Here is a 14,983-nt window from a genome sequence, read left to right as displayed (position 1 = left end):
AGTCCGAGGTCAAGACCCCGAGCAGCACCCGCCGCCGGACGAAGCGGCATCCTCGTAGGCGTCATGCCAGTTCCACCACTCGTACGGCGGCGTCTGCGGATGTCCCACCGGCGAGTCCTCCCACTCCTCCTGCCGTCCCAGCGCGGTGATGTCGAGGTAGCTCCACGTGCTCCCCATCGCCTCGTCGCCGCGATCGTTGACGAAGTACGTGCGGAACACCTGGTCGCCTTCGCGGATGAAGGCGTTGGTGCCGTGCCATTCGCCGACCCCGAAGTCGACGTCGAAGTCGCCGGTGATCGTGTACCACGGCATCGTCCAGCCCATCCGCGCCTTCAGCCGCGCGATGTCCGGTTGCGTGCCCCGCGAGGCGAAGGCCAAGGTGGTGTCGCGGGCGTTCAGGTGCGCGACGTGCGCGACCTGGTCGGCCACCAGTGAGCAGCCTTTGCAGGCGTGCTCGGGAAAACCCTCGACACCGGGATCGAAGAAGGCCCGGTAGACGATCAGCTGGCGGCGTCCTTCGAACAGGTCGAGCAGGTCCACCGTGCCGGATGGACCGTCGAACTCGTACGGTTTCCCGATCGCGACCCACGGCATGCGCCGCCGTTCGGCCGCGAGTGCGTCACGGGCGTGGGTCAGTTCCTTTTCCTTCACCAGCAGGCGAAGCCGCGCCTCTTCCCATTCCGCCGGCGAGACGATGTTCATCCGGCCAGCTCCGCGGGCAGGACACTTCGCCGGTTCGGCTGTCCTTCGCCGGTCGTGATCAGTTCCCGCAGGCTGGTGCCGACGGAGAAGGTCCATGCCTTGCGGCAGACGTCGAAGCATTCGTACTCCGGGACCAGCCCGTGGTGGGTGAAGCGTGCTTCGGTCTTGCCGTCCTTCTCGGCGATCTCGAACGTGATCGTGGTGCCGAGCCACTCCGTCTCGTCGCGGGTGAAGCCGAAGTGGTTCTCGAGGACCAGCCAGGAGACCTTGCGGCCCGGCACGGACTCCGTGATCCGCATCCGGCAGTGGTGGAGCTCCTCGTAGTGGTACTCGAACTCGTCGCCGGCGTACACGACCTCCTCCGACCACCACCCGCGGACGTCGGTGAAGGCGTCGAAGACCTGTTGTGGTGTCCGGTCCACGGTGAAACCGATCGTGAAACTCATGATGTTCCCTCCAGATGGTCTTTGAGTGCCGCGAGCGGCCCGTCCCAGTCGCGGGCGAGCGCGGCGAGGAACTGCTGGGCGACCTGCATCGGCGCCGAGTGCAGCCGATAGCGGACGCGACGCCGCTCCCCCTGCTCCGGGATCACCAGCCCGGCGTCGGTGAGCAGTGCGAGGTGCTTGGCGATGGCCTGCCGCGTGATCGGCAGCCGGTCGGCCAGATCGGTCGCCGTGGCCGGGCCGTCCGCGGCGAGGACGGCGAGAACGCTCCGCCTGCTCGGGTCGGCCAGTGCGACGAAGACCTGTTCGGCGATCGCTTCGGTGTCAGGCGGCATCGAGGTATTCGATCAGTTCACCCAGTTCGGCCGCCCACCCCTTCGTGTTCCCGTCGACCGCGACCCGGTGCGCCTCGTCCGGCAGCTGGGAGAAGCCGGACTCGACGACGGTGAGCCGGGTGCCCGCGCCGGCCGGTTCGAGGGTGAACTCGACGTAGGTGCGGCGAGGGTCGTCGTCGGGGAGACCGTAGATGTTCCAGGTGAAGCCGAAGATCTTCGGCTCTTCGACACGCTCGACGCGCATCTGTGCTTTGTGCCCTTCGTCCCAGTTCATCTCGGCCTCACCACCGGGCCGCAGATCGATGCTCGCCTGGTTCCCGAACCAGGTGCCCAGGCCCTCGGCCGTGGTCAGCGCGGCCCAGACCTTCGCGGGCGGATGGGCGATCTCGACAGTGCGTTCGATCCGGTCGGGGAATCCCACGACGGCCTCCTCAAGTAGCAATCATTCGGTTGCTATATCTTTGTATAGCAACCGAATGATTGCGTCAAGGGCGGATCAGGAAGCCGTGTACAGCGCGCCGAGGAACTCCAGCAACAGCCGCTCGCGCAACGGACCGGACGCGGTGGCCAGCAAGGTGTTGATCTCCGCCATCCGGGTGGGCAGGCCCGTTGCACCGCCGAGACCCGCGGCCGCCAGCAGCCCGGCGAACTGTTCCGGCGTCAACGTCGCCGGGTCCAGCGCGGCGACGAACTCGGCCACGCGCGGGTCGACGACGACCGGCCCGGCCTCCCGGGCAGCCACGACCGAAGCGGCGAGATCGGTCAGGAAGTCCTTCTCGCTCCCCCGGTTCGCGGCCGTAACGGTCAGGTGCAGATTCGCGGGCGAGCATTCGTGGGCGAACTGCGGCTGGACGTACCAGCCCCGCTCCCGCATCTCGTCCGCGACGGTGAACAGGTCGAAGCCGGCACCGTCCGTCACGGTGAACGAAAGCAGGGTCGAGACCGGATCGCCGAGGACGCGCAAGCCGTCGAGCGCCTCGATCCCGGCACGGATTTCCACGGCCGCGTCGCGTGCCGCCGAGGCCAGCTTCGCGTAACCCTCGTCGCCGACATGGCGCACGACCGCCCACGCCGCGGCGAGCGGGCCACCGGACCGTGTGCTCTGCAGCGTGGTGTTCAGCATCGTGTAGCCGGGCCAGTCGGCGCTGGCGAAGTACTGCGGACGGCGAAGGCCGGCGTTGGCGTGCAAGAGAACCGACACGCCTTTCGGACAGTAGGCGTACTTGTGCAGGTCCACCGAGACACTGGTGACGCCGGGAACGCCGAAGCCGAACGGGCCGGATCCCAGGTACGGCAGCACCCAGCCGCCGATGCAGGCGTCGACATGGAAGCGGACACCGTCGAGCAGCGCGGCGATCTCCGGGATCGGGTCCAGCACGCCGTGGGCGTACGACGGAGCGCTCGCGACGACGAGGACCGTGTTGTCGTCGACGGCGGCGGCCATCGCCTCGGGAACGGCGCGGAAGGTCACCGGATCGACCGGTACCGAAACCACGCGGACACCGAAGAAATGCGCCGCCTTGTGAAACGCGGCATGCGCGGTCGTGGGCAGCACGATGTTCGGCGAAGACACGTCCGGACGCGCGTCGCGGGCGGCCAGGACCGCGAGCATGCACGACTCGGTGCCACCTGAGGTCACCGAGCCCGCCGTCTCCGCCGTGCCGCCCAGCAGGCGCGCGGCGGTGCCGACGAGGTCGTTCTCCATCCGCAGCAGGCTGGGAAAAGCGGTCGGATCCAGGCCGTTGGCCGACGAGGCCAGCGCGTGCGCCGCCGCGCCGAGTCGGTCCACTTCGGACAGACCGCTGTCGTAGACGTACGCGAGCGTCCGGCCCCCGTGCGTGGGCAGGTCGCCCGCGCGCAGTTCCCGCAGCTCCTTCAGCACGTCCTCGGCAGTCACGACCGGCGCTCCAGCACCGACCTGCGCAGCAGCGGGATGCCCAGCACGATCAGCACGGCCGGGAGGATCGACGCGCCGAGCAGGATCGCCGTGAGCGCGCTGTCCGGCTGCGCGGTCTTGGCGTCGAGGCCGGACTGGTACCCACCGAACTGCAGCACGACCCCCCACAGGCCCGGTCCGAGCGCGAGCCCCAGCGTCTCCGAGGCCGTCCAGACGCCGGCCGCGACCCCGGCCCTGGTCTCGCCGGTCCGTCCCTCCTCATCACTGATCAGATCCGGCAGGATCGCCAGCGGGAACACCGAAATCCCCGCGTAGCCGACACCGCAGAAGGCGACGAACACCATCGTGACGGCGAACGGGAACACCTCGGCGCCGAGGAGCCCGAGCAGGCCGACGCCGAACGCGGCGGTGGCAATCCGGAACCCGGCCAGCTTCCCGACGCTCGCCCCGAGTCGCGGCCACAGCGGCATGGTGAGCAGTGCCGGGCCGACGAACCCGACGAACAGCACCGTCGAATAACCCGAACTGCCGAGGATCCGCTCCGCGAAGTACGGGATCGCGGCCAGCACCGTGCCGATGCCGAGCGCTTGGATGAAGTACACCCCGAGCAGCCAGCGGAACGGCCGCCATCCCGCGAGCGTCCGGAGCAGTGCACGCGGGCTCACCGTGTTCGGCCGCAGCGCGCCGACGGGGGCGTCTTTCAGGCCGAAGTACACGCCGAGCGTCGCGAGCAAAATGACCACGGCGATGAACAGGCCCATGAAGCGGTATCCGGCGACACCGCCGATGAGCTCGGTGATCGCGGGTGCGCCCCCGCCGGAGACCAGGATGGCGACCGCGAGGAAGCCGATCCGGACGCTGGTCAGCTTCGTGCGCTCTTCGGCCGAGTCCGTCAGCTCGGCGGGCAGGGCGTTGAACGGCACCTGGAAGAACGCGTACGCGGTGGCGCACAACAGGAACACGACGATCACGTAGATCGCGTCGGGTACCGGGCCCCCGAGTCCCGGGTGCGCGAACAGGGCCGCGAACAGAATCGAGACGCCGATGCCGCCGTAGAGCAGGAACCGGCGACGGCTGCCCGTGCGGACCATGTCCGCGTCCGACAACCGCCCCGCGATCGGGTTGAAGAGCACGTCCCACGCTTTGGGAACGAACACGATCAGACCGGCCACCCCCGCCGCGACGCCCATCGTGTCGGTGAGGTACTTGAGGAGGAGCAGGCCGGGAACGGTGCCGAAAGCGCCGGTGACGAACGAGCCGAGCGAGTAGCGGTACCTCGTCCGTGCTGGCAGCGATGCCATGATCCTCCTCGAGGCGATTCACCCGATGCAGGCCTCAGTATTGGATCTTGGCCACCACCGGGTAGTGGTCGGAGGGAATCGTGCCACCGTCGTAATGCACGAGCCGTACCGGGCCGACAGCGGCGAGTGGACGGCCGCCCGCGCGTACGGCGCCGACGTAGTCCAGCGAGTCACGGTAGGTCGCCGGAACGGATTTCGCCGCGTTCGGGTTCGTGACCGCGTCGAAGGTGTACGAGCCTTCGCCCGTCGTGCGGAGGACGCCGCCCAGGAAGGCTTCACCCTGCTGGACCTGTGTCCGGCCGAGCGAGTCCTTGCGCGCTTGTCCCGCCCGGTACTCGATGTTCAGGTCGCCGGCGACGACGACCGGTTCGGCCGCGGGCGCGTACTTCGTGACCAGGTCCCGGATCTCGCCGAGCTGCGCCATCCGGACGTCGTGCGCCTTCGGCAGCGTCTCCGGCCCCTCGTCGGCCTGCAGGTGGGTGCCGGCGACCCAGAGCGGCTTGCCGGCGACCACCAGCCGGGCGAGCGCGGCACCCTTGTTGGACAGGTGGTCCGCGGTGCCGGAGTGGGAATGGCGGAAGACCAGCTGGTGCTGGTGGGTCACCGGTGCCTTGCTCAGCACGGTGACCCCGCCGTTGACCACGACGGGGGAATTCGAGCAGTTCCCGTTCACCGTGGTCCAGCCCGGCGAGGTGCCACAGTACTGGCCGACGAGCGGGGTCTGATGCGGCCAGACATCCTTCAGCCGGTTCCGCATTTCCTCCGCCTGGGCGCTGAAAGCCTCGTCCAGGACGACGACGTCGGCGTCGTTCGCGCGGATGACGTCCTCGGCCGCACGAGCCCTGGCCTGTCTGTCCGCCGTGTTCGGACCGGCGATCCAGGGCAGTTGCCAGATGTTGAACGCCATGACCTTCACCGAGACCGCGGCCTGGGCGGGCACGGCGGTTCCGGCGAACATCACGGCGGCGATGGCGAGTACGGCGAGCTTCCGCACGAAGGATCCTTCCCGGGTCAGGAGACGACGAACGTCCGCGAGATTCCGCTGAACGCGGAGATCGCCCCGTTCCAGCCGTTTTTCCAATCGCCGAAGTGGACCACGCGATATTTGCCGATCGGGGCGTTCGCGGGGATCTTCCAGTGGACGACGGCTTTCGATTCGGCGACGAAGGTACGCGCCCAGTGGTACTTCGTGTCCCAGTCGCCGTCGTCGGCGTACCTGGTCCACTTGCCCTCGACCAGCCGCTGGATCTCCAGGAACGTGCCACCGCGCCGCAGGTCGTTCTTCGGATGCCCGGTGACGAACTCGACCGCGACCTGTTCACCGCGCGCGTAGGTGCTCTTCGCGTCGGCCAGGACGTCTCCGAAGCCCTTGAACGCGGGCGCGCTGTCGAACACGACCCCGGGCTGGAAGTTGATCAGCTTGCCGCGCAGATCTCGCGGCACCGGCCCGTGCGGAACCGTCGTCCCCGCCTTCATCGCGGCCGCGAGCCTGGCGAATTCCTGCTGATAGGCGGGAAGCGTGTAGCGGCCGTACAGGGTGGACGCGCCCTCGTACTGCTGCGAGTCGTACTCCTCGGGTGTGGTGACGTACTGGCTGTACGCGTTCGCGTACCCCTGGACGAGCACGTTCTCCAGCGGGACACCGAGTTCGGCGGCGACGGTCCGGCGCAGGCGCAGCCCCGCGACGATGGTCGGCTCGGCGGGCACGGCCACGAGGTGCAGTTGCCCGATCCGGACGAGCTGCAGCGGCAGGACCTCCGGCGTCCACGGATACGGCTTCATCGCGCCGAACGGCACCGCGATCACCTTCGGCGCGTGCGCGTCGGCGAGCGCCTGCGGGATCGGCGCGTCGATGCCGCCGAGCCAGTCGACGAACGGGTTCTTCACGCCTTCCGGGAGCGGGAGGCCGGGGCCGTCCTCGCGGCTCCCCGCCAGCATCGACACGCCGATCGCGGCCGTGCACGTGCGCTGCGGCCGCCCGTTCGGCGTGTACTTCGCGTCGACGGCGACGTCGGACATGTCCACGTAGCACATCCGGTGGTCGACTCCCCCCGTCACGGCTTCGGGGGCCGCGTCGAAAGCGCTCTTGGCCGCGCGGAACTGGAGGTCGCCGATGGTGCGGGTGTTCTCGAACTCGGTTTCGGATGTGCCGGGTCCGAGGTTCAGGTTCGGGCTCATGTCGCCGGTGTTGGTCTGCGGGAACGCGGCGACGAACCGCGGGTTCCCGTCGAGATAACGCACGCCGGCGTGGTCGTGCTCCCATGCGTAGGCGGCGTAACCCTTGTTGTCGCCGCTGATCAGCCGGTTGCCGTTGCTCATCGACGTACCGTGCGTGGCGAACCAGCCGATCGCGCCGACGTCGACACCGTTCTGGCTGAACCGCAGCACCGTGACGGCCGGGTCGATCGCCTGCGGGAAGTGGTCTTTGTCCGCCTTCGGGTTCAGGTCGAAGGCTTCGCGGGAGCGGTTGACGCTCGCCTTGGTCAGTTCGGCGCGACCGAGCCGGATCGACCCGGGAGCGAGGTTCGCGTGCGCCCGGCCGATCGCTTCGAAGATCCCGTCGACGTGCGCGTCGTACACCTGCTGCTGGAAGCCGAGGATCGCCAGATCGTAAGCGGCGTAATGGGAATCCCCGCCACACGCCGAATGGGTGTGCGTGGCGTTGAGGAGCACGTTCTGCGCGGTGTACAGGTCGCCGTACGCGGCCTGGAGCTTGCGCAGCACGCCCTGGTGGACGGACTGGAACAGCGCGCCGAGGTCGGCGGTGACGAAGGCGATCCGCTTGGCGCCGTCGTCGATTACGAAAGCCCGCGCGCGGGTGCGGAGGTGGATGCCGGCGGTCTGCTGCTGCGGCATCGAGTAGCCCATCATGCCGTTCTCGGCCGCCGGACCGGTGACGTCGGCGAGACCGACGCCGACGCGGAAACCCTGCTGTGGTGCGGCTGCGGCGCTTCGGGCGCCGAGCACGCCCGCCGCGAGCGGCACCGCCGCCGCGCCCGCCAGAACCCGCCTCCGGCTCACCGTCATGAGTCGCACCTCCCGCGACGAACATGAACCGACTTCATGTTCGTGGCGGGGACGCTACGTGATGGGCCTCACTGTCGCAACCCGCCAAAGGCCGGGCCACTTCGTGCGCGATTCGGCGCAGGGTTCCTTCTTGAGGCAGGCAGGGCGCGGGTACCGCGTAGCTTTCAGCCGCGATTACGACAGGGACTCCGCGACCTTCGTGAGCGTGGCGGCATCGCCTCGCAGAAGCAGCGTCGTCATCACGGTCTCCTCCCACGCGGCGACCTCGTCGCGAATTTTCTCCGCCGTCCCGATCAGCGAGATGTCCTCCACGAGCGACGTCGGGATCGCGGCGATCGCCTCGTCTTCGCGCCCGGCCAGGTACAGCTCCTGGACCCGGTCCGCGACGTCCTCGTACCCCATCCGGGCGAAGACGTCGTGGTGGAAGTTGACCGATTTCGCGCCCATGCCACCGACCAAGCTTCATCGAGAATCCCTGGTAGGTGGTGATCGACGTATTGCCGTTGAGGCGAGGTGGTCGCTCCCTGACCGCGACGGGCACCGGTCTTGAATTCCGTGAAGGCCTCCTTGAGGGACCAAGAGTCCCTCAAGAAGGCCTTCACGGACCACCCCTCGGCTCCCGTCAGACGTTCGGTGAGTAGTGCTCGGGTTTGCCCCGCTCCGAAAGCGGCGGAAGGTTCCTCGCGGGGGTCTCGACCACCGGCGCGTCCGGGGCCGGTTCGCCACGCTCCCGGCGCCAGACCGCCCTGGCACGCGGGTGGTAGCGGCGATCGCGCGGGACCAGTGTGAACACGCGTTGATCAGCTTTCCCACGCGGCGATGGCGTCGCTCGTCGCGTTCGGTCCAGGGGTGGCCGAGCCGCTCGCGGATCGTCGGGTCGCACAGGCCGATCGTCAGCCAGACGAAATTCCGCGCCACCTGCCCGCGGACGAGATTCCAAGCGAAACCCGGCAGCCAGGGCAGGAAATGCGGTTTGGCGAGGGCCTGGATCTCGAGGACGTGGCGGGGCGCCTTGTTGTCCTCCAGGACGTCCTCGCACATGCGTTTCCAGTAGAGCTGGAAGTCCTCCCACGATTCCGGCACCGGGCGCATGCTCATGCCGTACATCTCGTACCACTGGACGTGCTCGTCGAACAGCTTCCGCTTCCCGGCCTCGCCGATCCCGCCGCAGAAGTTGTCGGCGATGCGGATGGCGCTCACGAAGAACGTCGAATGCGCCCAATAGAACGTGTCCGGGTCGAGCGCGTGATAGCGCCGCCCGTGTTCGTCGACGCCCTTGATCCGATCGTGGTAGCCGTGCTCCTCCAGCGCGGTCTGCCGGGCGCGCGGGCCGTCGTAGACCACTCCCCCGATCGGGTACAGCGAGCGGAACAGCCGCTGCCAGCGCTCCTCGAAGAACCGCGAATGCTCCGCCACACCCGCGCCCAGGCCGGGGTGCATGTTCTGCATGGATCCGGCCCAGAGCGCGATGAGCACCCCGCGCCAGTCGCCGAAGTTACTTCCAGGTCAGCGAATCCGGTCCGAGTGGCCGCGGTGGTGTCATCCCCGGTCTTCTGACTGAGCTGGTTAAATCGACGACAACTGTTGTCAGGTCAGAATTTGACAACGGTCGTAGTCAACAAGAGGAGCCGATCATGGCCGGCCGGAGCTGGGCAGGCACGACCCTGGACGACCGCAGGGCCGCGCGACGGGGACAACTCGTCGACGCGGGCCTCGACCTGCTCGGTACCCAAGGCAGTGCCGGGATGAGCGTCCGCGCGGTGTGCCGTCACGCCAAGCTGACGGAGCGGTACTTCTACGAGAGTTTCACCGACCGCGAGGAACTGGTCGTCGCGGTCTACGAGCACATCGGCGAGCAGGCGCGGCAAGCGCTCGTCGACGCCGTCAGCGACACGGCCGAACCCGCCGAACGGGCGAAGGCCGCCGTCCGCGCCTTCGTCGAATTGATGCTCGACGATCCGCGCAAAGGCCGCGTGCTCCTGCTCGCGCCGATCACCGATCCCGCGCTGACCACCCGCGGGATCGCACTCCTCCCCTCCTTCGCCGAGCTGGTCAGCGGGCAGCTGTCCCACGGTGACGCGGCCGAGCGGCGGATGACGTCGATCGGGCTGGTCGGCGCGCTGAGCAACGTGTTCATCGCCTACCTCGACGGCTCGCTCAAGGTCAGCCGCGAGCGCCTGATCGACCACTGCGTCCGCCTCGTCCTCGGGGCCGACCGTCGACCCTGACCGCGTTCGGCGGCCAACCGCAGGGCGATGTCGATGATCATGTCCTCCTGGCCGCCCACGTATTTCGCGGCACCGACGCGATAAAGGATTTCGTGCGCCGGAACGTCGTAGCGCTCGGCGGCGCGCAGCAGGAAACTCGAATACACCCCGGCGAATCCCTGCACGATCGACGAGCGGTCCATCACCGGAGCCGCGTGATGTAAGGCTTCACGACGTTTTCGGCCGGGTCCATCAGCACGTCCTTGTCGACGCCGGTGCGGATTCCGAGCCGCTCGAACGTCGCCGCGAGGACCTCGGTCGGCGAGTTGCCCGCGCCCGCGCCGAGCGCCACGAGCGAACCGTCGATCCGCCGCGCACCCGCCCGGTAGGCGACGGCGAAGTTCGCGACGCCGAAGCTCAGATTCTGGTGTCCGTGGTAGCCGACCTGGGCCTGGTCCCCGAATTCCGCCACCAGCGCGGTGACGCGTTCACCCGCGTCCTCCAGGAGCTTCGCGAGCAGGTCGGTGCCGATGTTCCCGGGACCGACGATCGCGGCCACCGCTTTCCGTTGCCCCATGCCAGGTGACGCTCCCCGAGCGGAGGGGGCACACTCGACCCATGCGTGCCGCTGAGCGGAACGACGACCCGGAACGAACCGGAGCGGACGGCCTCGGCGCCGCCCGGATCTCCGCGCTGCTTTCGGCCTTCCGTCCCGGCGACGAGGCGCTCGGCGTTTCCGAGCCGACGCGGCGGACCGGACCGGCGAAGTCGACCGTCCACCGGCTCACCGGGCGGCTGGTCGCGACCGGGCTGCTCGAACGCGAGGACGCCACCCTGCGGCTCGGGCTGGAACTGTTCGAAATCGGCCAGCTCGCGGTGCGGCGCCGTGGACCGGTCGAGGCGGCGCGGCCGTATCTCGCCGATCTCCGCGAGGCGACCAGGAACACCGTGCACCTGGCGGTCCTGGAGGGCACCGAGGTCGTCTACCTCGACATCCTGCGGGGACCCGACGCGCCATCGCTGCCGTCCCGGATCGGCGGCCGGTTTCCCGCGCACGCCACCGGCGTCGGCAAGGCGATCCTCGCGTTTTCCCCGGAATCCGTGGTGACACAAGTGATCGACGCCGGGTTGCCGCGGATCAGCGTGCGGACGATCACCGCCGCCGGCCTGCTGCGCCGTCAGCTCGCCAAGATCCACGGCGAAGGAATCGCGTTCAAACGCGAGGAATCCGGCGTCGGGTCGTCTGTGCGGCGAGCCCACTGCTCGACGCGCAAGGGGTGCGGCGTTGTCGATCTCCGGCTGGGCGAATCGCATGCACACCAACCGGGTCGCGCCCGCGGTACGGACCGCCGCTTTGGCGTTGTCCCGCACGCTCTGACGGCTACGCGACGAGCCCTCGCCGGAGCAGTTCCGGCCGCACGCCTTCTCCGAACCAGTACGCCTCTTCCAGGTGCGGGTACCCGGAGAGGACGAACTCCTCGATGCCGTGCGCGTGGTACTCCTCGATGAGGTCGGCGACCTCCCCGTGACTGCCGACGAGGGCGGTGCCCGCGCCGCCGCGCACCAGGCCGATCCCGGCCCACAGGTTCGGGTGGATCTCCAGACCGCGGACACCGCCGTCGGTCTTCCCGCCGTGCAGCGCGGCCATCCGCTGCTGGCCCACGGATTCGCTGGCGGACAACTGTTCCTGCGTGTGGGCGATCCGCTCGGGATCGATCGCCTCCAGCAGCTTTCCCGCCTCCGCCCAGGCTTCCGCCGACGTGTCACGGGAAAGGGTGTGCAGCCGGATGCCGAACCGGAGTTTCCGTCCTTGCTCGTCGGCGAGTTCGCGGACCTTGGCGATCTTTTCCGCGACCTGCGCGGGCGGCTCGCCCCAGGTCAGGTAGACGTCGGCGTGTCTCGCCGCGACCGGGAGCGCGGCCGCGGACGAGCCACCGAAGTAGATCGGCGGTACCGGATCGGGCACCGCTCGCGTGGTCGCGCCCTCGACTTCGAGATGCTCGCCCGCGTAGTCGAACGGCTTGCCGCTCCACACACCGCGCACGATTTCGAGGAACTCGCCGGTGCGCGCGTAACGCTGGTCGTGGCCGTGCCAGTCACCGAAACGGCGCTGCTCGACCGCGTCGCCGCCGGTGACGACGTTGAGCAGCACGCGTCCTCGCGAGATTCGCTGGAACGTTCCGGCCATCTGCGCGGCCAGCGTCGGCGACACCGTTCCCGGCCGGAACGCGACGAGGAACTTGAGGGTGCTCGTCTCGCGGATGAGCGCGGCCGTCGTCAGCCACGCGTCCTCGCACCAGGTCCCGGTCGGCGTCAGCACGCCCTCGAAGCCGTTGGCCTCGGCGGCGCGGGCGACCTGCGCGAGGTAGTCGAGGCTCGGCTCGCGGGCGGCGGACGCCCCGGCGGCGCGGCTGGCGTGGAAATGCTCCACGATCGTCCGGCCGTCACCGGTGGTGGGCAGGAACCAATGCAGCTTGAGCGTCACGGTTCCGAGCTTCGGCTCCCGGAGCCGGACTGGTCAACCAGCGAGCCCCGCGTCCCGCGATCCGGACGCCTTCTCCCGCAATTGGTCACCTGATTGCGGAAACGGGACGCGGTCAGCCGCCGAACATCGACCGCCATTCCTCCAGCGATTTCGGCCGGTACACGAAGTTCGTGTCCTTCACCCGCGAAAGGTTCGCCGACGGCTCGGCGGAGTACTGGTGACCCGGGTAGACGACCGGATCCCCGTCCAGCCCGGCGAGCCAGTGCAGGCTCCGGAAGATCGCGTCCGCGTCACCGCCGGGGAAATCGGTCCGGCCGCAGCCTTCGAGGAACAGCGTGTCCCCGGAGACGAGCCGCCCGTCGACCAGGAAGCACTGGCTGCCGGGCGTGTGTCCCGGCGTGTGCAGCAGCCGGATCGGCACCGCGCCGACCTCCAGCACCTCGTCGTGTTCGTGCGAGCGCAGGTCGGTCCCCGAGACACCGGTGATCCGGCGGACCCATTCGGCTTCGGCGGTGTTGACGTGGATCGGTACCTGGACGCGCTCCAGCAACTCCGCGATCCCCGGCAGCGAAAATCCCATCATCTCGCCGCCGACGTGGTCGGGGTGGTGGTGTGTCGCGAGGACTCCGGTCAGCCGCATGCCGTCGGCTTCCAGCAGATCGAGCAGATCACCGACCGCGTACGCCGGGTCGACGACGACGGCCTCGTTCGTCTCCCGGTCGCCGATCAGATAGGCGAAGTTGACCATCTGCGTCGCGACCGGATCCCCCACCGCGAAGTCACGGCCCGCGAGCAATTGCCGGAAGTACAGCCTGTCAGCCATGTGCACACCTTACGGCGCTACTCCCCCGTGGTCCCGTCGGCCAGCTCTCGCAAGATGTCCAGGTGCCCGACGTGCCGCGCCGTTTCCTGAACGACGTGCGCGAGCACCCACCGGACGGTGAACTTCCCCGACCGGCGCGCGCGGTCGTCCGGCGAGATCCCGGCCAGCGACGACTCCGAGAGCATCCACTCCGCGCGGTACGCCTCGACGACCGAACGCGGGTCGTCGTCCTCGGTCAGGTCCCAGCTCGGATCCGGTGAGCCGTCCCACAGCGAAGGCAGCTCGGCACCGCCCGCTTCGATGGAGAGCCACCAGCGCTCCACGGCGGTCAAATGCTTGACCAGTCCCAGCGCGCTCATCCGCTGGGACGCCGGCAGCGGCGTCGCGGCCGCCTGCTCCCTGGTCAGCCCGGCGACCTTGTTCACCGCGGTGGCGCGGAGAAAGCGCAGGAAGTCCCACTGGATCCCGGCTTCGTCCTCGGCGACCCCGTCCGGCCAGGCTCGCGCCACCGGCTCGGCGGCACTCGAACTCGTGTTCGACATATGGCCACTGTACACAGCGGAACGGGTCTAGGCTGATGATCCATGTGGTGGGGATTGGTTTGCGCGTTCTTCGCGGCCTGTGCGTACGGCGTCGCTTCGGTGCTGCAGGCGATCGCCGCGAAAGCGACCTCGGGCACCGAGGACCGCGTCGATCCCCGGCTGCTCGTGCGGGTGTTGCGGCAGTGGAAGTTCGTCGCGGGGCTGGCGCTGGACGTGCTCGGGTTCGTCGCCCAGCTCGCCGCTCTGCGCGTGCTGCCGCTGTTCGTGGTCCAAGCGGCGCTGGCGGGAAGCCTCGCCGTGACCGCGGTCGCGGCGAGGACACTCGGCGTCCGGTTGGGACGTCGCGAGTGGACGGCGGTCGCCGTCGTCTGCGCCGGGCTCGCGTTGCTCGGCATGTCGGCGGAGAGCGAGGGCTCGTCGGCGACCGGGCCGGGTTTCCGGCTCGTGCTGATCGGCGCGGTGGTCGTACTCGGCACGGCGGGAATGTTCGCCGGCCGCGCGCCGCGGCGGATCCGGACGCCGGCGCTGGGTCTGATCGCGGGCCTGTGCTTCGGTGTGGTCGCCCTTTCCGGCCGAGTGCTCACCAGTCTCGCCCCGCCGGATCTGCTGACCGACCCCGCCGTCTACACCCTGGGCGTGGCGGGCGCGCTGGCGATGTTGTTCTACGCCACCGCGTTGCACCGCGGCAGTGTCACCACCTCGACCGCGATGATGGTGATCGGCGAGACCGTCTTCCCTTCGCTCATCGGGGTTGTCGTGCTGGGCGACACCACGCGACCGGGGTTCACGGCCGTGGCGGCGGTCGGGTTCGTGCTCGCGGTGTCGGCGGCGCTGGCGCTGACCCGCTTCGGCGAACCGGCGCCGATCGAGCCGGTCAGCGCGCAACCCGGCCGACCCCGCGCCGGGAAACCAGGAGCCAGGCCAGATACAGGCCGCTGATCGCCCCGGTCACCAGCCCGACGGGCAGGCCGGCGAGGAACTGCTGGGTGATCAGATCGCTCGTCACCAGCAGGAGCATGCCCATCAGCGCCGCCGCGGCGAGCCCCGGGCCCGAAGACCGCGTGAGCCGCTTCGCCAGTTGAGGCGCGGTGAGCGCCAGGAACGCGATCGCGCCGGCGGCGGCCGTGGCGATCGAACACAGCCCCACACTGATCCCGAGGAGCACGAGCCGGCTCCGCTGCACCGGCACGCCGAGCCCCTTGGCCGAGTCGTCCACCCATC

14 protein-coding genes and 4 pseudogenes are annotated in these 14,983 nt (G+C 69.2%); 3 read left to right on the top strand and 15 right to left on the bottom strand.

Annotated features, from left to right (window positions below; all coding sequences use genetic code 11):
* Window positions 1-9: 9 nt before the first annotated feature.
* From P3102_RS17125 to P3102_RS17080, 10 genes and pseudogenes are all read right to left on the bottom strand, one after another.
* A complete protein-coding gene (locus tag P3102_RS17125; protein WP_276370475.1) occupies window positions 10-702 on the bottom strand; it encodes a DUF899 domain-containing protein in 693 nt (230 codons plus the stop codon).
* Window positions 699-1,148, bottom strand: a complete 450-nt coding sequence (locus P3102_RS17120) for an SRPBCC domain-containing protein (protein WP_276370474.1) — start codon at window positions 1,146-1,148, stop codon at window positions 699-701. The genes P3102_RS17125 and P3102_RS17120 overlap by 4 nt, the downstream gene beginning before the upstream one ends.
* A complete protein-coding gene (locus tag P3102_RS17115) occupies window positions 1,145-1,480 on the bottom strand; it encodes a metalloregulator ArsR/SmtB family transcription factor (protein ID WP_276370472.1) in 336 nt (111 codons plus the stop codon). Before P3102_RS17115 ends, P3102_RS17120 begins: the two co-directional genes overlap by 4 nt.
* On the bottom strand, window positions 1,470-1,901 hold the full coding sequence (locus tag P3102_RS17110; protein ID WP_276370471.1) for an SRPBCC domain-containing protein: 432 nt from the start codon (window positions 1,899-1,901) through the stop codon (window positions 1,470-1,472). Before P3102_RS17110 ends, P3102_RS17115 begins: the two co-directional genes overlap by 11 nt.
* 75 nt (window positions 1,902-1,976) lie before the next feature.
* The gene (locus P3102_RS17105; protein WP_276370469.1) at window positions 1,977-3,377 is read right to left on the bottom strand and encodes an aminotransferase class V-fold PLP-dependent enzyme; all 1,401 of its coding nucleotides are present in this window, start codon (window positions 3,375-3,377) and stop codon (window positions 1,977-1,979) included.
* Window positions 3,374-4,678, bottom strand: coding sequence for an MFS transporter (locus P3102_RS17100; RefSeq protein WP_276370468.1), 1,305 nt, complete (start codon window positions 4,676-4,678; stop codon window positions 3,374-3,376). Before P3102_RS17100 ends, P3102_RS17105 begins: the two co-directional genes overlap by 4 nt.
* A gap of 34 nt (window positions 4,679-4,712) precedes the next feature.
* Entirely contained in the window at window positions 4,713-5,672 is a 960-nt protein-coding gene (locus tag P3102_RS17095) for a sphingomyelin phosphodiesterase (protein ID WP_276370466.1), read from the bottom strand.
* Between the two features lie 17 nt (window positions 5,673-5,689).
* The gene (locus tag P3102_RS17090; protein WP_276370465.1) at window positions 5,690-7,705 is read right to left on the bottom strand and encodes a neutral/alkaline ceramidase; all 2,016 of its coding nucleotides are present in this window, start codon (window positions 7,703-7,705) and stop codon (window positions 5,690-5,692) included.
* A gap of 174 nt (window positions 7,706-7,879) precedes the next feature.
* Window positions 7,880-8,161 (bottom strand): annotated as a pseudogene (locus tag P3102_RS17085) (LLM class flavin-dependent oxidoreductase); the annotation flags it as partial.
* Between the two features lie 166 nt (window positions 8,162-8,327).
* Window positions 8,328-9,248, bottom strand: a pseudogene (locus P3102_RS17080) (oxygenase MpaB family protein).
* Window positions 9,249-9,339: 91 nt separating this feature from the next.
* On the opposite strand from P3102_RS17080, the gene P3102_RS17075 reads away from it, so the two are divergent.
* Window positions 9,340-9,933 (top strand): TetR family transcriptional regulator, encoded by a 594-nt coding sequence (locus P3102_RS17075; protein WP_276370463.1) that lies wholly within the window; start codon window positions 9,340-9,342, stop codon window positions 9,931-9,933.
* Here the strand turns inward: P3102_RS17075 and P3102_RS17070 are convergent.
* Window positions 9,927-10,420 (bottom strand): annotated as a pseudogene (locus P3102_RS17070) (4-hydroxy-2-oxovalerate aldolase); the annotation flags it as partial. The gene P3102_RS17075 and the pseudogene P3102_RS17070 sit on opposite strands and share 7 nt — an antisense overlap.
* 110 nt (window positions 10,421-10,530) lie before the next feature.
* Here P3102_RS17070 and P3102_RS17065 point away from each other — a divergent pair.
* Window positions 10,531-11,290 (top strand): annotated as a pseudogene (locus P3102_RS17065) (IclR family transcriptional regulator).
* Window positions 11,291-11,293: 3 nt separating this feature from the next.
* On the opposite strand, the gene P3102_RS17060 reads toward P3102_RS17065, so the two are convergent.
* The 3 genes from P3102_RS17060 to P3102_RS17050 all read right to left on the bottom strand — a co-directional run bounded on the left by P3102_RS17060 (window position 11,294) and on the right by P3102_RS17050 (window position 13,762).
* Window positions 11,294-12,397, bottom strand: a complete 1,104-nt coding sequence (locus tag P3102_RS17060; RefSeq protein ID WP_276370461.1) for an LLM class flavin-dependent oxidoreductase — start codon at window positions 12,395-12,397, stop codon at window positions 11,294-11,296.
* A 112-nt stretch (window positions 12,398-12,509) separates the two neighbouring features.
* Window positions 12,510-13,220 carry an MBL fold metallo-hydrolase gene (locus tag P3102_RS17055; RefSeq protein ID WP_276370459.1) on the bottom strand — a complete coding sequence of 237 codons (711 nt, stop codon included), beginning with the start codon at window positions 13,218-13,220 and terminating at the stop codon, window positions 12,510-12,512.
* Window positions 13,221-13,237: 17 nt separating this feature from the next.
* On the bottom strand, window positions 13,238-13,762 hold the full coding sequence (locus P3102_RS17050; RefSeq protein WP_276370457.1) for a DinB family protein: 525 nt from the start codon (window positions 13,760-13,762) through the stop codon (window positions 13,238-13,240).
* 42 nt (window positions 13,763-13,804) lie between these two features.
* Between P3102_RS17050 and P3102_RS17045 the strand changes: the two genes are divergently transcribed.
* Entirely contained in the window at window positions 13,805-14,701 is an 897-nt protein-coding gene (locus tag P3102_RS17045) for a DMT family transporter (protein WP_276370456.1), read from the top strand.
* Here the strand turns inward: P3102_RS17045 and P3102_RS17040 are convergent.
* Window positions 14,637-14,927 carry an iron chelate uptake ABC transporter family permease subunit gene (locus P3102_RS17040; protein WP_276371212.1) on the bottom strand — a complete coding sequence of 97 codons (291 nt, stop codon included), beginning with the start codon at window positions 14,925-14,927 and terminating at the stop codon, window positions 14,637-14,639. The two genes, P3102_RS17045 and P3102_RS17040, sit on opposite strands and share 65 nt — an antisense overlap.
* Between the last annotated feature and the right edge of the window lie 56 nt (window positions 14,928-14,983).

The organism is Amycolatopsis sp. QT-25, from assembly GCF_029369745.1.
In the GTDB taxonomy this organism is placed as follows: Bacteria; Actinomycetota; Actinomycetes; order Mycobacteriales; family Pseudonocardiaceae; genus Amycolatopsis.
This window is presented reverse-complemented; position numbering and strand designations above follow the sequence as displayed.

Coding starts and splice junctions, on each gene's coding strand:
- P3102_RS17125 (WP_276370475.1), bottom strand. CDS start 702: ATGAACATCGTCTCGCCGGCGGAATGGGAAGAGGCGCGGCTTCGCCTG.
- P3102_RS17120 (WP_276370474.1), bottom strand. CDS start 1,148: ATGAGTTTCACGATCGGTTTCACCGTGGACCGGACACCACAACAGGTC.
- P3102_RS17115 (WP_276370472.1), bottom strand. CDS start 1,480: ATGCCGCCTGACACCGAAGCGATCGCCGAACAGGTCTTCGTCGCACTG.
- P3102_RS17100 (WP_276370468.1), bottom strand. CDS start 4,678: ATGGCATCGCTGCCAGCACGGACGAGGTACCGCTACTCGCTCGGCTCG.
- P3102_RS17090 (WP_276370465.1), bottom strand. CDS start 7,705: ATGACGGTGAGCCGGAGGCGGGTTCTGGCGGGCGCGGCGGCGGTGCCG.
- P3102_RS17075 (WP_276370463.1), top strand. CDS start 9,340: ATGGCCGGCCGGAGCTGGGCAGGCACGACCCTGGACGACCGCAGGGCC.
- P3102_RS17055 (WP_276370459.1), bottom strand. CDS start 13,220: ATGGCTGACAGGCTGTACTTCCGGCAATTGCTCGCGGGCCGTGACTTC.
- P3102_RS17050 (WP_276370457.1), bottom strand. CDS start 13,762: ATGTCGAACACGAGTTCGAGTGCCGCCGAGCCGGTGGCGCGAGCCTGG.
- P3102_RS17045 (WP_276370456.1), top strand. CDS start 13,805: ATGTGGTGGGGATTGGTTTGCGCGTTCTTCGCGGCCTGTGCGTACGGC.